Origin of the sequence: Amycolatopsis panacis (assembly GCF_003600245.1) — a bacterium.
In the GTDB taxonomy this organism is placed as follows: Bacteria; Actinomycetota; Actinomycetes; order Mycobacteriales; family Pseudonocardiaceae; genus Amycolatopsis; species Amycolatopsis sulphurea.
The window spans coordinates 114,046-130,164 of sequence record NZ_QZFV01000087.1; the positions used below are offsets into that span (position 1 = coordinate 114,046).

General features: G+C 68.6%; 16 protein-coding genes. 9 read left to right on the forward strand and 7 right to left on the reverse strand.

The window, feature by feature from the left end; genetic code table 11:
* The first annotated feature begins 16 nt into the window (after positions 1 to 16).
* The 6 genes from D5S19_RS17270 to D5S19_RS17295 all read left to right on the forward strand — a co-directional run bounded on the left by D5S19_RS17270 (position 17) and on the right by D5S19_RS17295 (position 4,636).
* Positions 17 to 1,003: an ABC transporter permease gene (locus D5S19_RS17270; RefSeq protein WP_120024362.1), complete on the forward strand. Its 987-nt coding sequence runs from the start codon at positions 17 to 19 to the stop codon at positions 1,001 to 1,003.
* Positions 1,000 to 1,815, forward strand: coding sequence for an ATP-binding cassette domain-containing protein (locus D5S19_RS17275; RefSeq protein ID WP_120024363.1), 816 nt, complete (start codon positions 1,000 to 1,002; stop codon positions 1,813 to 1,815). Before D5S19_RS17270 ends, D5S19_RS17275 begins: the two co-directional genes overlap by 4 nt.
* A gap of 7 nt (positions 1,816 to 1,822) precedes the next feature.
* On the forward strand, positions 1,823 to 2,692 hold the full coding sequence (locus tag D5S19_RS17280; RefSeq protein ID WP_120024449.1) for a PfkB family carbohydrate kinase: 870 nt from the start codon (positions 1,823 to 1,825) through the stop codon (positions 2,690 to 2,692).
* Positions 2,689 to 3,324 (forward strand): nucleoside/nucleotide kinase family protein, encoded by a 636-nt coding sequence (locus tag D5S19_RS17285; protein WP_098512578.1) that lies wholly within the window; start codon positions 2,689 to 2,691, stop codon positions 3,322 to 3,324. Before D5S19_RS17280 ends, D5S19_RS17285 begins: the two co-directional genes overlap by 4 nt.
* Positions 3,321 to 4,091 (forward strand): SDR family oxidoreductase, encoded by a 771-nt coding sequence (locus tag D5S19_RS17290; protein ID WP_120024364.1) that lies wholly within the window; start codon positions 3,321 to 3,323, stop codon positions 4,089 to 4,091. The genes D5S19_RS17285 and D5S19_RS17290 overlap by 4 nt, the downstream gene beginning before the upstream one ends.
* A gap of 131 nt (positions 4,092 to 4,222) precedes the next feature.
* Complete coding sequence (locus D5S19_RS17295; RefSeq protein ID WP_120024365.1) at positions 4,223 to 4,636, forward strand: VOC family protein; 414 nt, start codon at positions 4,223 to 4,225, stop codon at positions 4,634 to 4,636.
* Positions 4,637 to 4,693: 57 nt separating this feature from the next.
* On the opposite strand, the gene D5S19_RS17300 is transcribed toward D5S19_RS17295, so the two are convergent.
* From D5S19_RS17300 to D5S19_RS17315, 4 genes are all read right to left on the reverse strand, one after another.
* Positions 4,694 to 5,362: a DedA family protein gene (locus tag D5S19_RS17300; protein WP_120024366.1), complete on the reverse strand. Its 669-nt coding sequence runs from the start codon at positions 5,360 to 5,362 to the stop codon at positions 4,694 to 4,696.
* Positions 5,363 to 5,522: 160 nt separating this feature from the next.
* On the reverse strand, positions 5,523 to 6,347 hold the full coding sequence (locus tag D5S19_RS17305) for a YceI family protein (protein ID WP_120024367.1): 825 nt from the start codon (positions 6,345 to 6,347) through the stop codon (positions 5,523 to 5,525).
* Complete coding sequence (locus D5S19_RS17310) at positions 6,344 to 8,959, reverse strand: MFS transporter (protein ID WP_120024368.1); 2,616 nt, start codon at positions 8,957 to 8,959, stop codon at positions 6,344 to 6,346. Before D5S19_RS17310 ends, D5S19_RS17305 begins: the two co-directional genes overlap by 4 nt.
* Before the next feature lie 6 nt (positions 8,960 to 8,965).
* Complete coding sequence (locus tag D5S19_RS17315; RefSeq protein ID WP_120024369.1) at positions 8,966 to 9,484, reverse strand: MarR family winged helix-turn-helix transcriptional regulator; 519 nt, start codon at positions 9,482 to 9,484, stop codon at positions 8,966 to 8,968.
* Between the two features lie 229 nt (positions 9,485 to 9,713).
* Here D5S19_RS17315 and D5S19_RS17320 point away from each other — a divergent pair, with 229 nt between their 5' ends.
* Positions 9,714 to 10,139 (forward strand): PPOX class F420-dependent oxidoreductase, encoded by a 426-nt coding sequence (locus D5S19_RS17320; RefSeq protein ID WP_120024370.1) that lies wholly within the window; start codon positions 9,714 to 9,716, stop codon positions 10,137 to 10,139.
* A gap of 630 nt (positions 10,140 to 10,769) precedes the next feature.
* On the opposite strand, the gene D5S19_RS17325 is transcribed toward D5S19_RS17320, so the two are convergent.
* Positions 10,770 to 11,321: a TetR/AcrR family transcriptional regulator gene (locus tag D5S19_RS17325; RefSeq protein WP_120024371.1), complete on the reverse strand. Its 552-nt coding sequence runs from the start codon at positions 11,319 to 11,321 to the stop codon at positions 10,770 to 10,772.
* An 89-nt stretch (positions 11,322 to 11,410) separates the two neighbouring features.
* Here D5S19_RS17325 and D5S19_RS17330 point away from each other — a divergent pair, with 89 nt between their 5' ends.
* Both D5S19_RS17330 and D5S19_RS17335 read left to right on the forward strand, forming a co-directional pair.
* Complete coding sequence (locus D5S19_RS17330; RefSeq protein WP_120024372.1) at positions 11,411 to 12,922, forward strand: MFS transporter; 1,512 nt, start codon at positions 11,411 to 11,413, stop codon at positions 12,920 to 12,922.
* A 468-nt stretch (positions 12,923 to 13,390) separates the two neighbouring features.
* Positions 13,391 to 14,785 (forward strand): FAD-binding oxidoreductase, encoded by a 1,395-nt coding sequence (locus D5S19_RS17335; RefSeq protein WP_120024450.1) that lies wholly within the window; start codon positions 13,391 to 13,393, stop codon positions 14,783 to 14,785.
* Between the two features lie 12 nt (positions 14,786 to 14,797).
* Here the strand turns inward: D5S19_RS17335 and D5S19_RS17340 are convergent, their stop codons facing one another.
* Together D5S19_RS17340 and D5S19_RS17345 are read right to left on the reverse strand one after the other, a co-directional pair.
* Positions 14,798 to 15,499: a DedA family protein gene (locus D5S19_RS17340; protein ID WP_120024373.1), complete on the reverse strand. Its 702-nt coding sequence runs from the start codon at positions 15,497 to 15,499 to the stop codon at positions 14,798 to 14,800.
* Between the two features lie 327 nt (positions 15,500 to 15,826).
* Entirely contained in the window at positions 15,827 to 16,039 is a 213-nt protein-coding gene (locus D5S19_RS17345; protein WP_120024374.1) for a hypothetical protein, read from the reverse strand.
* Positions 16,040 to 16,119 lie beyond the last annotated feature (80 nt).

Consider the following 16,119-nt stretch of genomic DNA (forward strand, 5'->3'; position numbering starts at 1 on the left):
TTTCCGCGGAGGCGGCATGACCACCGTGAACAGCATCCGGGAACGGGAATCGCCCGGTGAGTTCCTGCTGCGCGCCCCCGCGGTCGGCCCGGCGCTCGCGCTGGTGGCCGCCGTCGTGGTGTTTTCCCTTTCCACGGACACCTTTTTCGACCTGGACAATCTGTCCACAGTGGTCCAGCAGTCGCTGGTGGTCGGCACGCTGGCGCTCGGCCAGACGCTGATCATCCTGATCGCGGGCATCGACCTGTCGAACGCCTCGTCGATGGTCGTGGCCACGCTGGTGATGGCGAAACTCGCCGCGGCGGACACGAACGGGTTCGTCGCGCTCCTCGCCGGGGTCGTGCTGACCGTCCTGGTCGGCCTGTTCATCGGCACGCTGGCCACCAGGGTCAAGCTGCCCGCGTTCATCATCACGCTCGGCACGTTCACCGGACTGACCGCGGTGGCCAAGCTGATCGCGGGCGGGCAGGCGGTGCCGGTGAGCGACGGGCTGCTGCAGTGGCTCGGCACCAAGCGCTACCTGTTCGGCGGCATCCCGATCACCTACGGCATGACGCTCGCGCTGATCATGTTCCTCGTCGTCTGGTACGCACTGACGAAAACCGCGTGGGGCAAGCACGTCTACGCGGTCGGCAACGCGCCGGAATCGGCCCGGCTGTCCGGGATCAAGGTCAACCGCACGGTGCTTTCGGTGTATCTGGTCGCCGGGCTGTGCTTCGGCATTGCCGCGTGGCAGGCGCTCGGCCGCACGCCGAACGCCGACCCGAACCAGTTCCAGCTCGGCAACCTCGACTCGATCACCGCTGTGGTGCTGGGCGGCACGAGCCTGTTCGGCGGCCGGGGCTCGGTACTCGGCACGCTCTTCGGCGCGCTGGTCGTGGCGGTGCTGCGGTCCGGGCTGACGCAGATGGGTGTGGACGGCAACTACCAGGACCTCGCCACCGGTGCGCTGCTGATCGCCGCCGTCGTGGTGGACCGGATCGCACGGAGGCAGCAGTCATGACTTCCGAGAACCCCACGCTGTCCGCGCGCGGCCTGGTGAAGCGCTACGGCCGGGTCACCGCGATCGACGGCGCCGACTTCGACCTCTACCCCGGCGAGGTGCTCGCCGTGGTCGGCGACAACGGCGCGGGCAAGTCCAGCCTGATCAAAGCCCTTTCCGGGGCGGTGGTACCGGATGCCGGGGAGATCAAAGTGGACGGCCGGACCGTGCACTTCAAGTCCCCTTTGGACGCCCGGCACTTCGGGATCGAGACGGTGTACCAGGATCTCGCCGTGGCACCCGCGCTGGACATCGCCACGAACATGTTCCTCGGCCGGGAGAAACGGCTGCGCGGGCCGCTCGGCATCGGGCTGCGCAAGCTGGACGCTGCGACCATGCGTGCCGAGGCGCAGCGGATCCTGGACGACCTCGGCATCCAGGTCAAGTCCATCTCGCAGCCGGTCGAAACGCTCTCCGGCGGCCAGCGCCAGGGCGTCGCCGTCGCCAGGGCCGCGGCGTTCGGCACCAAAGCGGTGATCATGGACGAGCCGACCGCCGCGCTCGGGGTCGCGGAGTCGGCCAAGGTGCTGGAGCTGATCGGCCGGATCCGCGATCGCGGCCTGCCGGTGGTGCTGATCAGCCACAACATGCCGCACGTGTTCGACATTGCGGACCGGATCCACGTACACCGGCTCGGCAAACGGGTCGCCGTGGTGTCGCCGAAGACGCATTCCATGAACCAGGTGGTCGGACTGCTCACAGGTGCCCTGAAGCTGGCCGAAGACGGTGAGGTGGTCGAAGTCGCGGCCACCACGCACGCTGGGCTGACCTGACGTGCGAGTGCTGCTGGCGGGCCTGTGCACCGTCGACGTGGTCCAGCGGGTCGCCGCTTTCCCGGAACCGGGCGAGAAGGTGCAGTCGCTGCGGGTGGACGTCGCGGCCGGTGGGCCGGCGACGAACGCCGCGGTGACTGTGGCCGCGCTCGGTACCGGGGCGACCCTGCTGACCGCGCTTGGTGCCCACCCGCTGGCCGCACTCGCGTACGCCGACCTCTCCGCGTACGGGGTCGATTTGGTCGACCTAGCCCCAGGCAAGACCGAGCCGCCGCCCGTGAGTGCCGTCGTCGTCCGAGACGGCGACGGGGAGCGCACGGTTGTCTCTCGTAACGCCGCAACCGACGAACCTCTGTCCCTTCCCGCGCAACCCGGGTTGTTCGACGACCTGGGCGCTGTGCTGCTGGACGGGCACCACCCGGAGCTGGCGCTGGCCGTCGCCCGCGAGGCGCGCCGCCGTGACATTCCGGTGGTCCTGGACGCGGGCAGCTGGAAACCCGTGCTGGACGAGCTGCTGCCGCTGGTCGACGTGGCCGCGTGCGCGCAGCGTTTTTCCGCGCCCGGTCCGACGCTGTCCGAACGCGGGGTTCCGGTGGTGATCACCACCGCCGGGCCGGACCCGGTGCGCTGGCGCACCAAGGAAGATTCGGGGCAGGTCGCCGTGCCACGGGCCGAAGCCCGGGACACGCTGGGGGCAGGCGACGTATGGCACGGCGCACTGGCACACGCCGTGGCGACGCTCGGGCGTTCGGTACCCGGCTGGATCCGGGAGGCGAACGCGGTGGCTGCGGAACGAGTACGGCATATCGGTCCGCGGTCCTGGACTGGCGCGGTCGGGTTGTGGACCGCGAAAAATGCGGAAGAGGGAGAACAATGACGGCTTTCGACCACCTGCTTATGCGGGCCGAGGGGCTGGCCAAACCACGCGAACGGCACGTGCTCGGCATCATCGGCGCACCGGCGTCCGGCAAGACCACGCTGGCCTGGGCGCTGGCCAACGCGCTCGGTTCACGGGCGGCGGTGGTCGGCATGGACGGGTTCCACCTGGCGCAGGTGGAACTGCGGCGGCTCGGCCGGATCGAGCGCAAGGGCGCGCCGGACACCTTCGACGCGGCCGGGTACGTGCAGCTCGTCCGGCGGCTCGCAGAGGGCAAGGAGACCGTCTACGCGCCGGAGTTCCGCCGGGAAATCGAGGAGCCGATCGCCGGCGCGGTCCGGGTCGCGCCGGAGGTCCAGCTGGTCATCACCGAGGGCAACTACCTGCTGCTGCCGGACGATCCGTGGAGCGGCGTGCGGCAGTACCTCACCGAGGCCTGGTACCTGGCGCCGGACGAGCCGGAGCGGATCGAACGGCTCGTTTCCCGGCACCGTCGTTACGGCCGGTCACTGGTCGAGTCCCGTCGGCGCGCGCTGGGCTCCGACCAGCGCAACGCCGATCTCATCGCGAACACGGCCGACCGTGCCGACCTGGTGCTGGAGAACCTGCCCCTGCGAAACTTCGTGCTATGACCCGGACCGGCGGCGAGGTCGCGACCGGCGTACTCGTGGTCACCGGTGGTAGCCGCGGGATCGGCGCGAAGATCTGCGAGCTGGCCGCCGAACGCGGGTACGCCGTCGTGGTGAACTACTCCGGCGATCCGGCCCCGGCCGAGGCCGTCGCCGAACGGGTCCGCGCGCACGGCGGGCCGGGCCTCGCGGTGCGCGCGGACGTTGCCGACGAACAGCAGGTCAGCGCCCTGTTCACGGCCGCGGAAGCGCTCGGTCCGCTGGTCGGCGTGGTGAACAACGCGGCGATTACCGGCAACACCCCCGGGCGGCTCGACGAGCAGCGTGCCGACACTGTGCGTCGGGTGCTGGAGGTCAACGTCGGCGGGGTTTTCCTGTGCTGCCGAGAGGCAGTCCGGCGGATGTCGATCAAGCACGGCGGTGCGGGCGGCGCGATCGTCAACGTGTCGTCGACGGCCGCGCGCACCGGCTCGGCCGGCGAGTGGGTGCACTACGCGGCGTCGAAAGCCGCGGTCAACACGCTCAGCTTCGGCCTCGCACAGGAGGTCGCCGACGAGGGTGTCCGGGTCAACGTGGTCGCTCCGGGCCTGGTCGAGACGGGATTGCACGAGGCGGCCGGGCTGCCGGACCGGATCGCCCGGATCGCGCCGGCCATTCCGTTGCGCCGCCCAGGACAGCCTGCGGAAATCGCCGAAGCGGTGCTGTGGCTGCTCTCGCCCGCGGCGTCCTACACCGTCGGTGCCGTGCTGGAGGTCGGTGGCGGCCGCTGAGTCCCGGCCGGAGAGACGGGGTTATCACGATTCGTGGTGGATGTCGTCACCTCACCGGTCGTGTACGCCGGCCTGTGTCACGCTTGGTGCGCCCTACGGGGAGGGGATGCGAAAGGACGGCCTCGAAAGTCATGCCCAAGCTCACGTCTGTGCACCATCTGGCGCTCACCGTGACCGATGTGGACCGCAGTGTGCCGTGGTACGTCCGGGTACTCGATCTCGAAGAGAGCCACCGGCGCGAATACCCCGAGACCGGGCTGATCAAGGTGGTGCTGCGCTCGGCGGGCGACGGGTTCTCCGTGGTGCTGGTCCAGCATCCCGACACCGGGCGGCGGGCCTTCGACGAACGCCGCACCGGCCTTGATCACGTCGCGTTCTGCGTCTCGTCGCGGGTCGAGCTGGCCGAATGGGAGGCGCGGCTGGCCGAGTTCGGCGTGGCCTACACCCCGCCTGCCGAATCCCGCACGTTCGAAGGATCCTGCGTGATCGTCTTCCGCGATCCGGACGGCATCCAGCTGGAGATCTGGTCCGACCCGGACTCCTGACTCGCGTCGGCCGAAGAGCTGTGAAGGGTCCCTTCACAGCTTTGGGGCGGCCCGGACTCAGGCGCGTGCGTCGTCGGTTTCCTCGACCGGCCGGCGCATTTCCTGCCGGTAGCGCAGCACGCCGTAGGCGGTGCCGAACACGAAGAACGCCACACTCACCCACAGCGCGGCCGTCTTGACCCACGGAATCGCGTCGAGCAGCCCGGCGCCGTAGTAGCCGAGCAGCACCAGCGTGGGCACCCAGAGCAGGCCGCCGACGGCGGTGGCGAGTATGAACCGCCGCGAGTCCATCCGCGCGGCACCCGCGACGAGCGGCGCGAGCGTGCGGATCCACGGGATCCACCGCGCCGCCACGATCGCGAAGAACCCTCTGCGGTCGAGAAACTCTTGCGCGCGTTCGAGATTCGCCCGGTTGAGCATGCGCCCGCCGCGGCGGGCGATGAGCCGCGTGCCGGTACCACGGCCGATGTAGTAGCCGACCTGGTTGCCGAGCACCGCGACGACCAACGCGGCCGCGGACAACAGCCAGGCGTCGAGGGCCGAGTTGTGCTGGGCGAGCACCACGCCCGCACCGAACAGCAGTGAATCGCCGGGCAGGAACAGCCCGATGATGAGCGCGCATTCGACGAACACGAAGCCCAGCACGATCACCCAGACGAGCAGCGGCCCGGCCGTGTCCAGCCAGCTCAGCCCGGTGCCCGCGGCCTCGACGCTCACGACATTCACGCGAGGAGCCTACGTGCCCGGAATCGGGGTGAACGACAACACCATCGAATTCCCGCCCTTCGGTAACTTTCGGTATTCCACTGGTGAACTACCTGTTCACCCGGGACAAACGAACGGGCCGCCCGGAATGGTTCCCGGGCGGCCCGTTCGGTGCGTCCCGCTACAGCTGCGGCAGCGATTCGCCTTGCACGGCCTCGATGTCCAGCTCCACCTTGACGGTCGTGCCGATCGCGGCCACGCCCGCTCGCACCATCGCGCTGTAGTTGATCGCGAAATCATTGCGGTGCAATTGCGTTTCGGCATGGAAAGCGGCACGTACCCCGCCCCACGGGTCCGGGCCGTGCCCGGTGTAGCGCAGGTCGAGTTCCACTTCCCGTTCCTCGCCGTGCAGGGTCAGCACCCCGCCCAGCGCCCACCGGTCGGTGCCGCGCCGGGAAAGCCCGGAGCTCTCGAACGTGATCAGCGGATACGCCTCCACGTCCAGGAAATCGGCCGAGCGCAGGTGGTCGTCGCGCATCTGGATACCGCTCTCGATGCTGCCCGCCTTGATTTCCGCGCGGACGCCGGAGCGCTCCACCGGGCGCGCGACGTCGATCCGCCCGCCGACATCCGGGAACCGGACCTTGATGCTGGCGATGCCCATATGCCGGGCGGTGGCCACCACGGAGGAATGCATCGGGTCGATCGTCCACGGCCCCTCCGGCGGCAGCTCGACCGCCTCGGCCACCGGGGCCAGCGAGATGTCGCCGAGGAGGCCGGCGCCGTCCGAGCCGATCTGCACGGTGCGGGCCAACGGCGTGAACCCCGGTGCGGTGATCACCGCGGTGTACATCCCCGGGGGCAGCGCGTCGGTGTGCACTGCCCCCTTCGCGTCAGTGGCTTCCCGCGCGACCTGGCGGCCGTTCAGGTCGGTGACCGTCAGCACCGCGTTCTCGACCGGCCAGCCGCCGCTCGAGCGCAGCTGTGCCCGCAGCCCGCCACTCATGCGCGGTCCACCAGATCGTCGAGCGCCTGGTCGTAGCTCAGCTGCACGTCGTGCTCGGCTTCACCCTCGCGGAGGGTCACCTGGCTGGTCGCGGGCGGGTAACCGCTCGCCACCACGGTGTAGGACCCGATCGGCAGATCGCTCACCACGTACCGGCCCTCACTGTCGGTGCGGGCCACCGCCGAGACATTGCCGTTCGCGTCCAGCACGGTGATCCGCGCGTCCGGCACGACCCGATCGCCCTCGGTGCGGGCGACACCCTGCAGCAGCACCGCCCCGGCCAGTTCGACGTCGTGACGCAGCACTCCGCTGTCGGGCACGGTCAGCGTGACCGCGACCGGACGGAACTGCGGGCCGCTGGCGACCAGCGTGTACTGCCCGGCACCGACCCCGGTGAAGGTGTAGATGCCGTCGTCGGCGGTGATGAACGCGCCGTTCACCTCACCGCGCGAGTCGGTCAGCGTCACCGTGGCGTTCGCCAGCGGCGCCGCGGAACCGACCGAGCGGACCACCCCGGTCAGCTCGCCGGAGCCGGTGAGCGTGACGTCGAGCTTCGCCGGTCCGCCACCGACCACCACGCTGGAGGCCTGCGGCTGGTGCCCATGCGCGGCCACGATCAGCACGTAGGTGCCCGGTCCCTGGGTCGGGATCGAGTAGCTGCCGTCGCCGTTGCCGACCGCCCGCGCGACCTGGCGGCCCTGCTGATCGATCAGCGTCAGCGCCGCCCCGCTCACGTGGCTGCCGTCCTGACGGCGCACGTGCCCGGTGATCGGGACGCTGCCGGCCTCGCCGCCCGCCGAATTGCTGATCGGCATCGGCAGAGCGCCGGACACTGCTTGCGGGTCACCATGGCCGTTGGCCAAGGCGTGCCTCCCTCCGGGGTTGGCCGCGGAGCCGACGAGAACCGGTTCCCGCGGCGTTTCTTCGAACAGCGATCCGGGCTTCTCCGCGGCCGGCTCGGCGATCGCCGCCGGTGCCTTGTCCTCGTCGAGGTCCAGCAGCGTTTCGCCGCCCTCGACGGCGGCCGCGGCCGGGTTCATGCCGGCCAGCGGGATTTCCTTCATGAACAGCAGTACGAGGGTGCCGAGCAGGGCCACTCCGCCTGCCACGTAGAACACCGTGGTGATCGACTCGGTGAAGCCGATCAGGACCGGTGTCTTCACCGCCGCCGGCAGCGACTGGATGATCCCGGTGTTGCTCTGCAGGTCACCCACCTGTCCGGCGGCGCCGGGTGGCATGTGCCCGCCGAACGCCTTGGTGATGTTGCCGGGCAGCACGTTGAACAGAATCGTCAGGAACACCGCGACGCCCGCGGTACCACCGATCTGCCGGAAGAACGTGGCCGAAGCGGTGGACACGCCCATGTCCTTGCGCGGGCCGGCGTTCTGCACCGCGATGATCAGCGTCTGCATGCACTGGCCGAGACCGAGGCCGATGACCAGCGCGGCGACCAGTGGGTGCCACAGCGGTGAGTCGTACTTGAGCTGCGCGAAGAAGAGCGCACCGGCGGCGATCAGAATCGTGCCGAGCACCGGGAAGATCTTGTAGCGCCCGGTCCTCGAGGTGATCCGGCCGGAGATGATCGAGCTGGACATGATGCCCGCCATCAGCGGCAGCATCAGCAGCCCCGACTGGGTCGGCGTGTACCCCTGCACCACCTGCATGTACTGCGGAATCATGGTGATCGCGCCGAACATCGCCACACCCACGATCACGCCGCCGACGATGGCCACGGTGAAGGTGGAATTCTTGAACAGCCGCAACGGGATCAGTGCTGCATCCCGCATCAGCTTCTCGACCACGATGAACAACACGACGCCGACGCCGCCGATGGCGTACATCCAGATGGACTTGACGTCGCCCCAGCCCCACTTCTGGCCCTGTTCGGCGACGATCAGGAACGGCACCACGGCGACCACCATGGTGAGCGCGCCCCACCAGTCGATCTTGTGATCGTGGCGCTGGTGCGGGACATTCAGCACCTTCGCGACGACGAACAGCGCGACGATGCCGATCGGCACGTTGATCAGGAAGACCCAGCGCCAGCCGTGCAGGCCGCCCAGGACGTCGAACCCGGCGAAGAACCCGCCGAGCACCGGGCCGAGCACCGTCGAGATGCCGAACACGGCCAGGAAGTAACCCTGGTAGCGCGGGCGTTCCCGCGGCGGTACGACGTCGCCGATGATGGTCATCGCCAGCGACATCAGGCCACCGGCGCCGAGCCCCTGCACCGCGCGGAAGGCAGCCAGCTCGTACATCGAGGTGGCGAAGCTCGAGGCGAGCGAACCGGCCACGAAGATGCCGATCGCGGCGAGGTAGAACGGCTTGCGGCCGTAGATGTCGGAGAGCTTGCCGTAGATCGGCGTGGCGATCGTGGAGGTGATCAGGTACGCGGTCGTGGCCCACGCCTGCAGGTCGAAGCCGTGCAGGTCGTTGGCGATCCGGACGATCGAGGTACCCACGATCGTCTGGTCGAGCGCGGCGAGGAACATGCCGCACATCAGGCCGCTGATGATGGTGATGATCTGGCGGTGCGTCAGCCGCGGTGTGTCGCTGTCCTCGGCCGGAGTGCTCCCCTGCGGCTGAGGTTGTTTCTCGACGGTGGACGTCATGTGGTTCTAGGCCCCCTTGGCCGAAGACACCCCGGGGGTGTCGGACGGCGGTGGAAAGTTGTTCTCGATCCCGGTGTTGAGCCGCTCGAACAGGTTCCGGAGCGTCTCGCGTTCCTCCTGCGCCCAGTCGCCGAGCACGTCGGCCAGCCACAGGTTGCGTTGCTTGCGGTTCTCGTCGAAGACCCGCAGGCCCTCGGCGGTCGGGGCGAGCAGGCAGGCGCGGCCGTCCTCCGGGTCCGCCTGCCGCTCGACCAGTCCGTGCTGCACCAGTGAGCTCGACTGCCTGCTGATCGTGGAGATCTCCGAATGCAGGAATTCGGCCAGCTTGCTGGTGCGCTGCGGCCCCTCGTGGATGAGGCAGAAGAGGATCGCGTAGGCGGCCCGCTCGATGCCGTCCGGACCCTGCTTGGCGACCTGCGCCTTCGCCTTGGTGATCAACCGCACGAATCGGACCAGCTCGTTGCTGAGCTGGTCGGCGAGGTCGAGTTCGGCCTTGGGCCGGACGGTGGAGCTGTTCGGTGCCATGGGCGGATCTTTCTGCCGGTGGAACGAACCGTTGCTTGGCGGCTGCAACTAGTTGCCTAGGGCAAGGGTGTGCCCGTTCGGCACATTCTGCAAGCGTGGAACGCGTGGTTGTGTCAGAGGACACTTTAGTTGTTACGTGCAAGCACATTTACGCAGGGTGGTTTGCCGGATTCCTCCGGCTTGCCCTGCTGCCCGGGAACAGATCCGGCTCCGGCGGGTTGAACCTGGCATGACCCACGACACAGCGCTGTACGACCTGATCGGTTCTGGCAGGCAGGGAGTCCTCGCGACCCTCAAGCGCGACGGCCGCCCGCAGCTGTCCACCGTCAGCCACCACTTCGATCCGGAGAGCCGCCGCCTGCGGGTGTCCATCACGGACTCGCGGGCGAAGACGAAGAACATGCGCCGCGACCCGCGGGTCAGCTACCACGTGAGCAGCCCGGACGGCTGGTCGTACGCGGTGGCGGAGGGCACGGCTGTGCTGACCCCGGTCGCGGCCGCCCCGGACGATCCGACGGTCGACGCGCTCGTCGAGCTGTACCGGGCGCTGGCAGGTGAGCACCCGGACTGGGCCGAGTACCGGCAGGCCATGGTGGCGGACGGGCGGCTGGTGCTCACGGTGGAGATCGACCGGGTGTACGGGATAGTCAGGTGAGTTCGCCGGGCTTCGCCGCTGTTGCGGGCTCGGCGGTGACGTTGTTTTCGAGCTCGTCCGCCTGCGCGGTGGCGACGGCGTCGATGACCTGGCCGGGCGGTTGGCGCGCCCTTGTTCAATTTCGTTGGTAGCGATCCCGGCTGACCCCGGCGACGGTCGCCTGCTCCTCGCGTCGCAGACCGGGAACGCGGCGCCGGCCACTGGCCGCCGGCTCTGGCTCCGACGGCCGAGTGCGTCGGCTCTGGAGGAATGCGCCCGGTTCGGTTACCGCCATGCCGCTCACTGCTGCCCTCACTGAACTGCCTCCGTGGCTCACGGTGCGTTCATGGCTTTGTTGTTCACCCGCAACCATTTCCGCCGGTGCGGACCGCGCTGTCCGTCTTGTTCCCTGCGGTCATCGTGGTGGATTTGCGCTGCCGCCAAACGATCCTGACCCCTGCCGGACGCTCTCGTACTGTCCCGCACGCGTCAACGCAAGGTCATCGCGACCGCCCTCCCACTTTGTCCGCTTGACCGATCGGGCCTCCTTCGGCTGCGGCTTTTCGTTTGTTTCGTAGGAAAATCCAGGGCTTCAGTGGTGGCGTTCGCCCATCCGACACCACCGTTCCACGTCACCACCGACGGATCTCGTCAGTGCTCGACTCCGCTCTGGTCACCCACATCGAGCCGGTTCGCGATGATGTCGATCCGTCCCAGTAGCGAGTTCGTCCCGTCCTCACTGAGCGCCGTGCGCATATAGAGCCCTTCGCCGACCAGTAATACGAGTTCCGCCGTCAACGGATCGTCCACATGCTCCGTCAACAGGTCGCGGAACCAGTTCATGCACCGCAGCGACACCTCGGCCGCGATCGGGTCGTTCAGCACCAGCCGGAGGGTCGCCATGTTCGTGCGGTGCACCGGCAGGTTTTGCGTCACGTCGGTGACCGCAGTGCGCAGGTAGTAGCGCACCACGCCTTCCGGCGCTGCGCGGGCGAGCGCGAGATCCTCCTCGGTGAGCCGCTCCAGCCGCTCGAGCAGGCCGTCGCGCAGGGCGTCCTTGGACCCGAAGTGGTAGAGCAGCCCACCCTTGGACACCCCGGCGTGGGCGGCCACCGAGTCAAGGGTGATCTCGAGTGGTCCCCGCTCGATCAGGAGAACCTCGTAGGAATCGAGGATGCGGTCTCGTGCTGAAGGTCTGGCCATTGACCTTGACTATACCGTCCGGACGGTTTACCTTCAATCCGGGATCGAAACTGTACCGTCTGGACGGTGCAAGAAAGGATGAGTGCGCCATGGCGAGGCGCGGACAATGGCTGGCGTTGGCCGTACTGGTACTCCCGGTACTGCTGATCAGCGTGGATTCGACAGTGCTCGGCTTCGCGCTGCCCTACCTGAGCGCGGATCTCGCGCCCACGGGAGCCGAACAGCTGTGGATCGTCGACGTCTATTCCTTCGTGCTGGCCGGATTGCTCGTTTTCATGGGCACGCTGGGTGACCGGATCGGCAGGCGCAGGCTGCTGCTCTGGGGCGGGGCGGCCTTCGGCGCGGCTTCCGTGCTGGCGGCGTTCTCGACCTCGCCGTTGATGCTGATCCTGGCGCGGGCGCTGCTGGGGGTCGGCGGGGCGACGCTGATGCCCTCCACGCTGTCCCTGATCCGCAGCATCTTCATCGGCGAGCGGGCCCGCCGCACCGCGGTGGCCGTGTGGAGTGCGGCGTTCTCCGGCGGTATGGCGGTCGGTCCGGTCATCGGTGGCTGGCTCCTGGAGCACTTCTGGTGGGGTTCGGTATTCCTGATCAACGTCCCGGTGATGGTGGTTCTGCTGATTGCCGGACCGTTGCTGCTGCCGGAGTTCCGGGATCCGAAGCCGGGCCGGTTCGATCCCTGGTCGGCGCTGCTCTCGTTCGGCACGATGCTGCCGGTGGTCTACGGCGTGAAACTCGCCGCCACCGAGGGGTTTTCCTGGACTGCCGGGCTGGCGATTCTCGCCGGGCTGGCGCTGGGGGTGCTGTTCGTTCGCAGGCAGCGCCGGCTGGCAGCGCCGATGCTTGATCTCGGGCTGTTCACCGACCGGATGTTCGCCGGCGCGGTGATCACCAACATGCTGGGCGTGTTCGCGATGGTGGGGCTGCTTTTCCTGCTGCCGCAATATCTCCAGCTGGTGCTCGGATTGTCCCCGCTCGTGGCCGCGCTGTGGATGCTGCCCGCGACCGCGGCCGGCGTCATCGGTTCGCTGATCGCAGCCCGGCTCGCCCGCCGGGTGCGGGTGCCGGCGCTCGTCAGCCTGGGCTTGGTGTTCGGCGTGGTCGGATTCCTGGTGCTCACCGCGATCGGCACCCAAGCCGGGCTCGCCGCCGTGGTGGTGTCGTTCGTCCTGGTCGGCGGAGGGGTGGCGTTGTCCGAGACACTGACCAACGACCTGGTCATCTCCGCCGCTCCCGCGGACCGGGCGGGCGCTGCCTCGGCGATCTCGGAGGCTGGTTACGAACTGGGCGCGGCGCTCGGCACTGCCCTCCTCGGCAGCCTGGCCACTGCTGTCTACCAGTCAGGACTGCCCGCCGGGGCGCCTGCGGCAGCGCACGACACCCTTGGCGGTGCTGTCGCAGCCGCGCACTCCCTGCCGCCTCCCGGCGCGGCAGCCATGCTCAGCGGCGCCCGCGAGGCGTTCGTGGCGGCACTGCACACCAGCGCCTGGGTCGGCGCCGCGGTCCTGATTTACACGGCCGTGCAGGCGTATTACCTGCTGGCCCGGCGGCGAAACCGGCCGAGGTCCGGGAATCCGGAGGAGGTGGTGTCGCACGGCTGATTCAAGACGGTTCCACACGACCGCGCCGACTGCCCGGATGAGCCCAGAGACGACCTCCGGCTCGGGCCGTGGGTCCAGACTCCGGTTCGAAAGTCGTTGCTAGGAAACGGAAGCCGGTCCCGGAAGGGAGTCACGCGTTCGGATCGACGGGGCGGCGGGCGTCTGTCCGGAAAGGAACCTGCGCAGTCAGGGTGAGGGCGGCAGGAGCGCCTTGGTCGCTGCGCGGGTTCACCCCGCCAGTCCAAGGAGTCCCTGTCTGGACAGGCACAGGCGGCTGTGGTCCGGAATGACCGGAGGTGGCGCGTTTCTACCTCAGCCAGAGGTAGAACAGGTGGTGCGCGACCCTCATCGCTGCCGTGGCGGGGTTTGCCGGACGCGTCCAGCCGGCTGGGGGTTCCGGCCCGCACCGCGGAATGCTCTTCGGAAAAAACATTCCGCACTGTGGAGTTCCCGGTCTACCATGACGGCATGAGCAACGATGCCCTCCTCCAGCGGTTGCGGGACCAGCTTGGTTCCGGTGCTGTGCTCACCGACGCCGACGTCACCAGTACGTACGCGCGCGACATGATGCCGCTCGCGCCCGTGGGCAAGCCGTTGGCGGTGGTGTTGCCGGCGGACACCGCGGGGGTCCAGGCGGTGGTGCGTGCTTGCGCGGAGGCGAAGGTGCCGATCGTGCCGCGTGGGGCGGGTAGTGGGCTCTCCGGTGCGGCGAACGCGGTCGACGGCTGCATGGTCCTCGTGCTGACGAAGCTGAACGAAATCGTCGAGGTCGATGCGGGCAACCGGCTCGCGGTCGTGCAGCCGGGCGTGGTCAACCTCGATTTCCGGTCGGCGGTCGAGAAGCACGGGCTGTTCTACCCACCCGACCCGTCGAGCTACGACTGGTGCACCCTCGGCGGCAACCTGTCCACCAATGCGGGCGGACTCTGCTGCGTCAAGTACGGCGTGACCACGGATTCCGTGCTGGGGCTTGAAGTCGTGCTCGCCGACGGGTCGTTGCTGAAGACCGGACGGCGCACCGTGAAAGGAGTTGCCGGCTACGACCTCACGAAGCTCTTCATCGGCAGCGAAGGCACGCTCGGGGTGATCACGCAGGCCACCGTCGCCTTGCGGCCGCTTCCGCAGGCGCCGGCCACCTTCGTCGCGGGCTTCGCGACCACCGAGGCGGCCGGTGAAGCAGTCGCGCGGGCGGTACGGGAAGGACTGGTGCCGTCGCTGCTGGAGATCATGGACGCGGCGTCGATCAAGGCCGCCGAGACCTACCTCAACACCGACCTCGGCGCCGGCTCCGACTGCCAGGCTTTGCTACTCGGCCAGTCCGACGCGGGCGGCGAGGTCGCCCGCCGTGAGCTGGCCGCGCTGGAGCAGATCTGCACCGACTGCGGTGCCGATCTCGCGTACGCCACCGACGACCTCGAAGAGGGTCGGATGCTGCTGCAGGCCCGGCGCGTGGTGCTCACCGCGCTGGAAACCTACGGTGTCTGGCTCACCGATGACGTCTGCGTGCCCCGCACCCGCATCGCCGAACTGATCCGCGGTTGCGAGCGGATCAGCCAAAAGGTAGGCCTCAAGATCGCCGTGGTCGGCCACGCCGGCGACGGCAACATGCACCCGACCATCGTCTACTCGCCCGACTCCGAAGCGGAATTCGCCCGCGCGCAGCAGGCGTTCGACGAAATCCTTGAGGTCGGCCTGTCACTCGGCGGCACCGTCACCGGTGAACACGGCGTCGGCAAGATCAAACGTGAGTGGCTCGCCCGGGAAATCGGCCCCGTCGGCATCCGGGTGCATCGGCGGATCAAGCAGGCTCTCGACCCGGAGAACCTGTTCAACCCGGGTTCGATGTTCTCGATGGCCGACTGAGCCGGCGGACGGTCAGTCGCGCACCCGCGGGATCTGCTGGGTGACCTCGCCGGCGTCCTCGGCCGGCGCGTTCTTGCCGCGCCGTCCACGCAGGTACTCGATCGCGATCGGCACCACGGACACCAGCACGATCACGATGAAGATCGCGTCGACGTTGTTGCGGATGAACTCGATGTTGCCGAGGACCGCACCGAGCACCGTGATCCCCGCGGCCCAGAGGATGCCGCCCAGCACCGTGTAGGTGAAGTAGCGCTTCGGGTCCATCCGCCCGATCCCGGCGATCCACGTGATGAAGGTCCGCACGAACGGCACGAAGCGCGCCAGCACCACGGCCTTCGGGCCGTGCTTCTCCAGGAATCCGTGCGTCTTGTCCACGTACTCCTGCTTGAAGATCTTCGAATCGGGCCGGTTGAACAGCTTCGGCCCGACGAAGTAGCCGAGGTAGTAGCCGCCGACGTTGCCTGCCAGCGCGGCGATCGTGACCAGCACGCACACCAGCCACAGCGGAGCTTTGAGCGTGTCGTTCGCAATGAACAACCCTGCGGTGAACAGCAGGGAGTCCCCTGGCAGAACCGGGAAGATGCTGCTCTCGATAAAGATGATCAGGCACAGCACGGCGATGACGGGAGCGGTCAACCCGCTCAGCAGGTGCTGCGGATCCAGCCACGACGGCAGGAGGGACATGGTCGTCACTGTGCTCTGCGCGAGAATCACACCGAAAACGGTACAGGGTGACGCTGTGTGCTTTCACCGGGCAAGGAATCGCAGGTCAGCGAGCGTCAACCGGGCATATCGGACGCGACCGCCCGGTGCGTCCCGACTCGCGGCGGAAACGTGACGAACCGGCCGGAGCGGTATGGGTAGCCGGATGGCCGGACGGACGCTGTGATCCCGCGCGGACTCGGCTGGGAAGCGTGGCCCGGGCAGTGTGGCTACTGGTTGGCGTGGCTACCGATTGGCCGTGTGGTGGCAGCGGTCGTGGCGGTGTCGGTGGCCGTGGCCGGGCCGAATGGCCGTGGTCGGGCCGAGATGTCACGGTCGTCAGATCAGAGTCAGCAGGCCGATCACCGAACCGGCGGCGAGGCCGAGCAGGACCGCGAGCAGCAGAATCCAGTGCGCGGGCAGCGGACCGGCCTGTTGGGCCGGCTGGACGCTGGTGCCGGAGGTGGTCGGCTCGGCGTCTTCGAGTGCCGCGCGTTCGCGTTCCAGGGAGTCGGCGCCGGCGCCGGAGAGGAGGCCGTAACGGGGTGGCAATTCCGTCGTGGGGCCTGTTGCCCTTGCTCGGCGGCTTGTCGCGCCGTGAGCGTACGCAGGGGAGGCGCCAGGGGGGATCG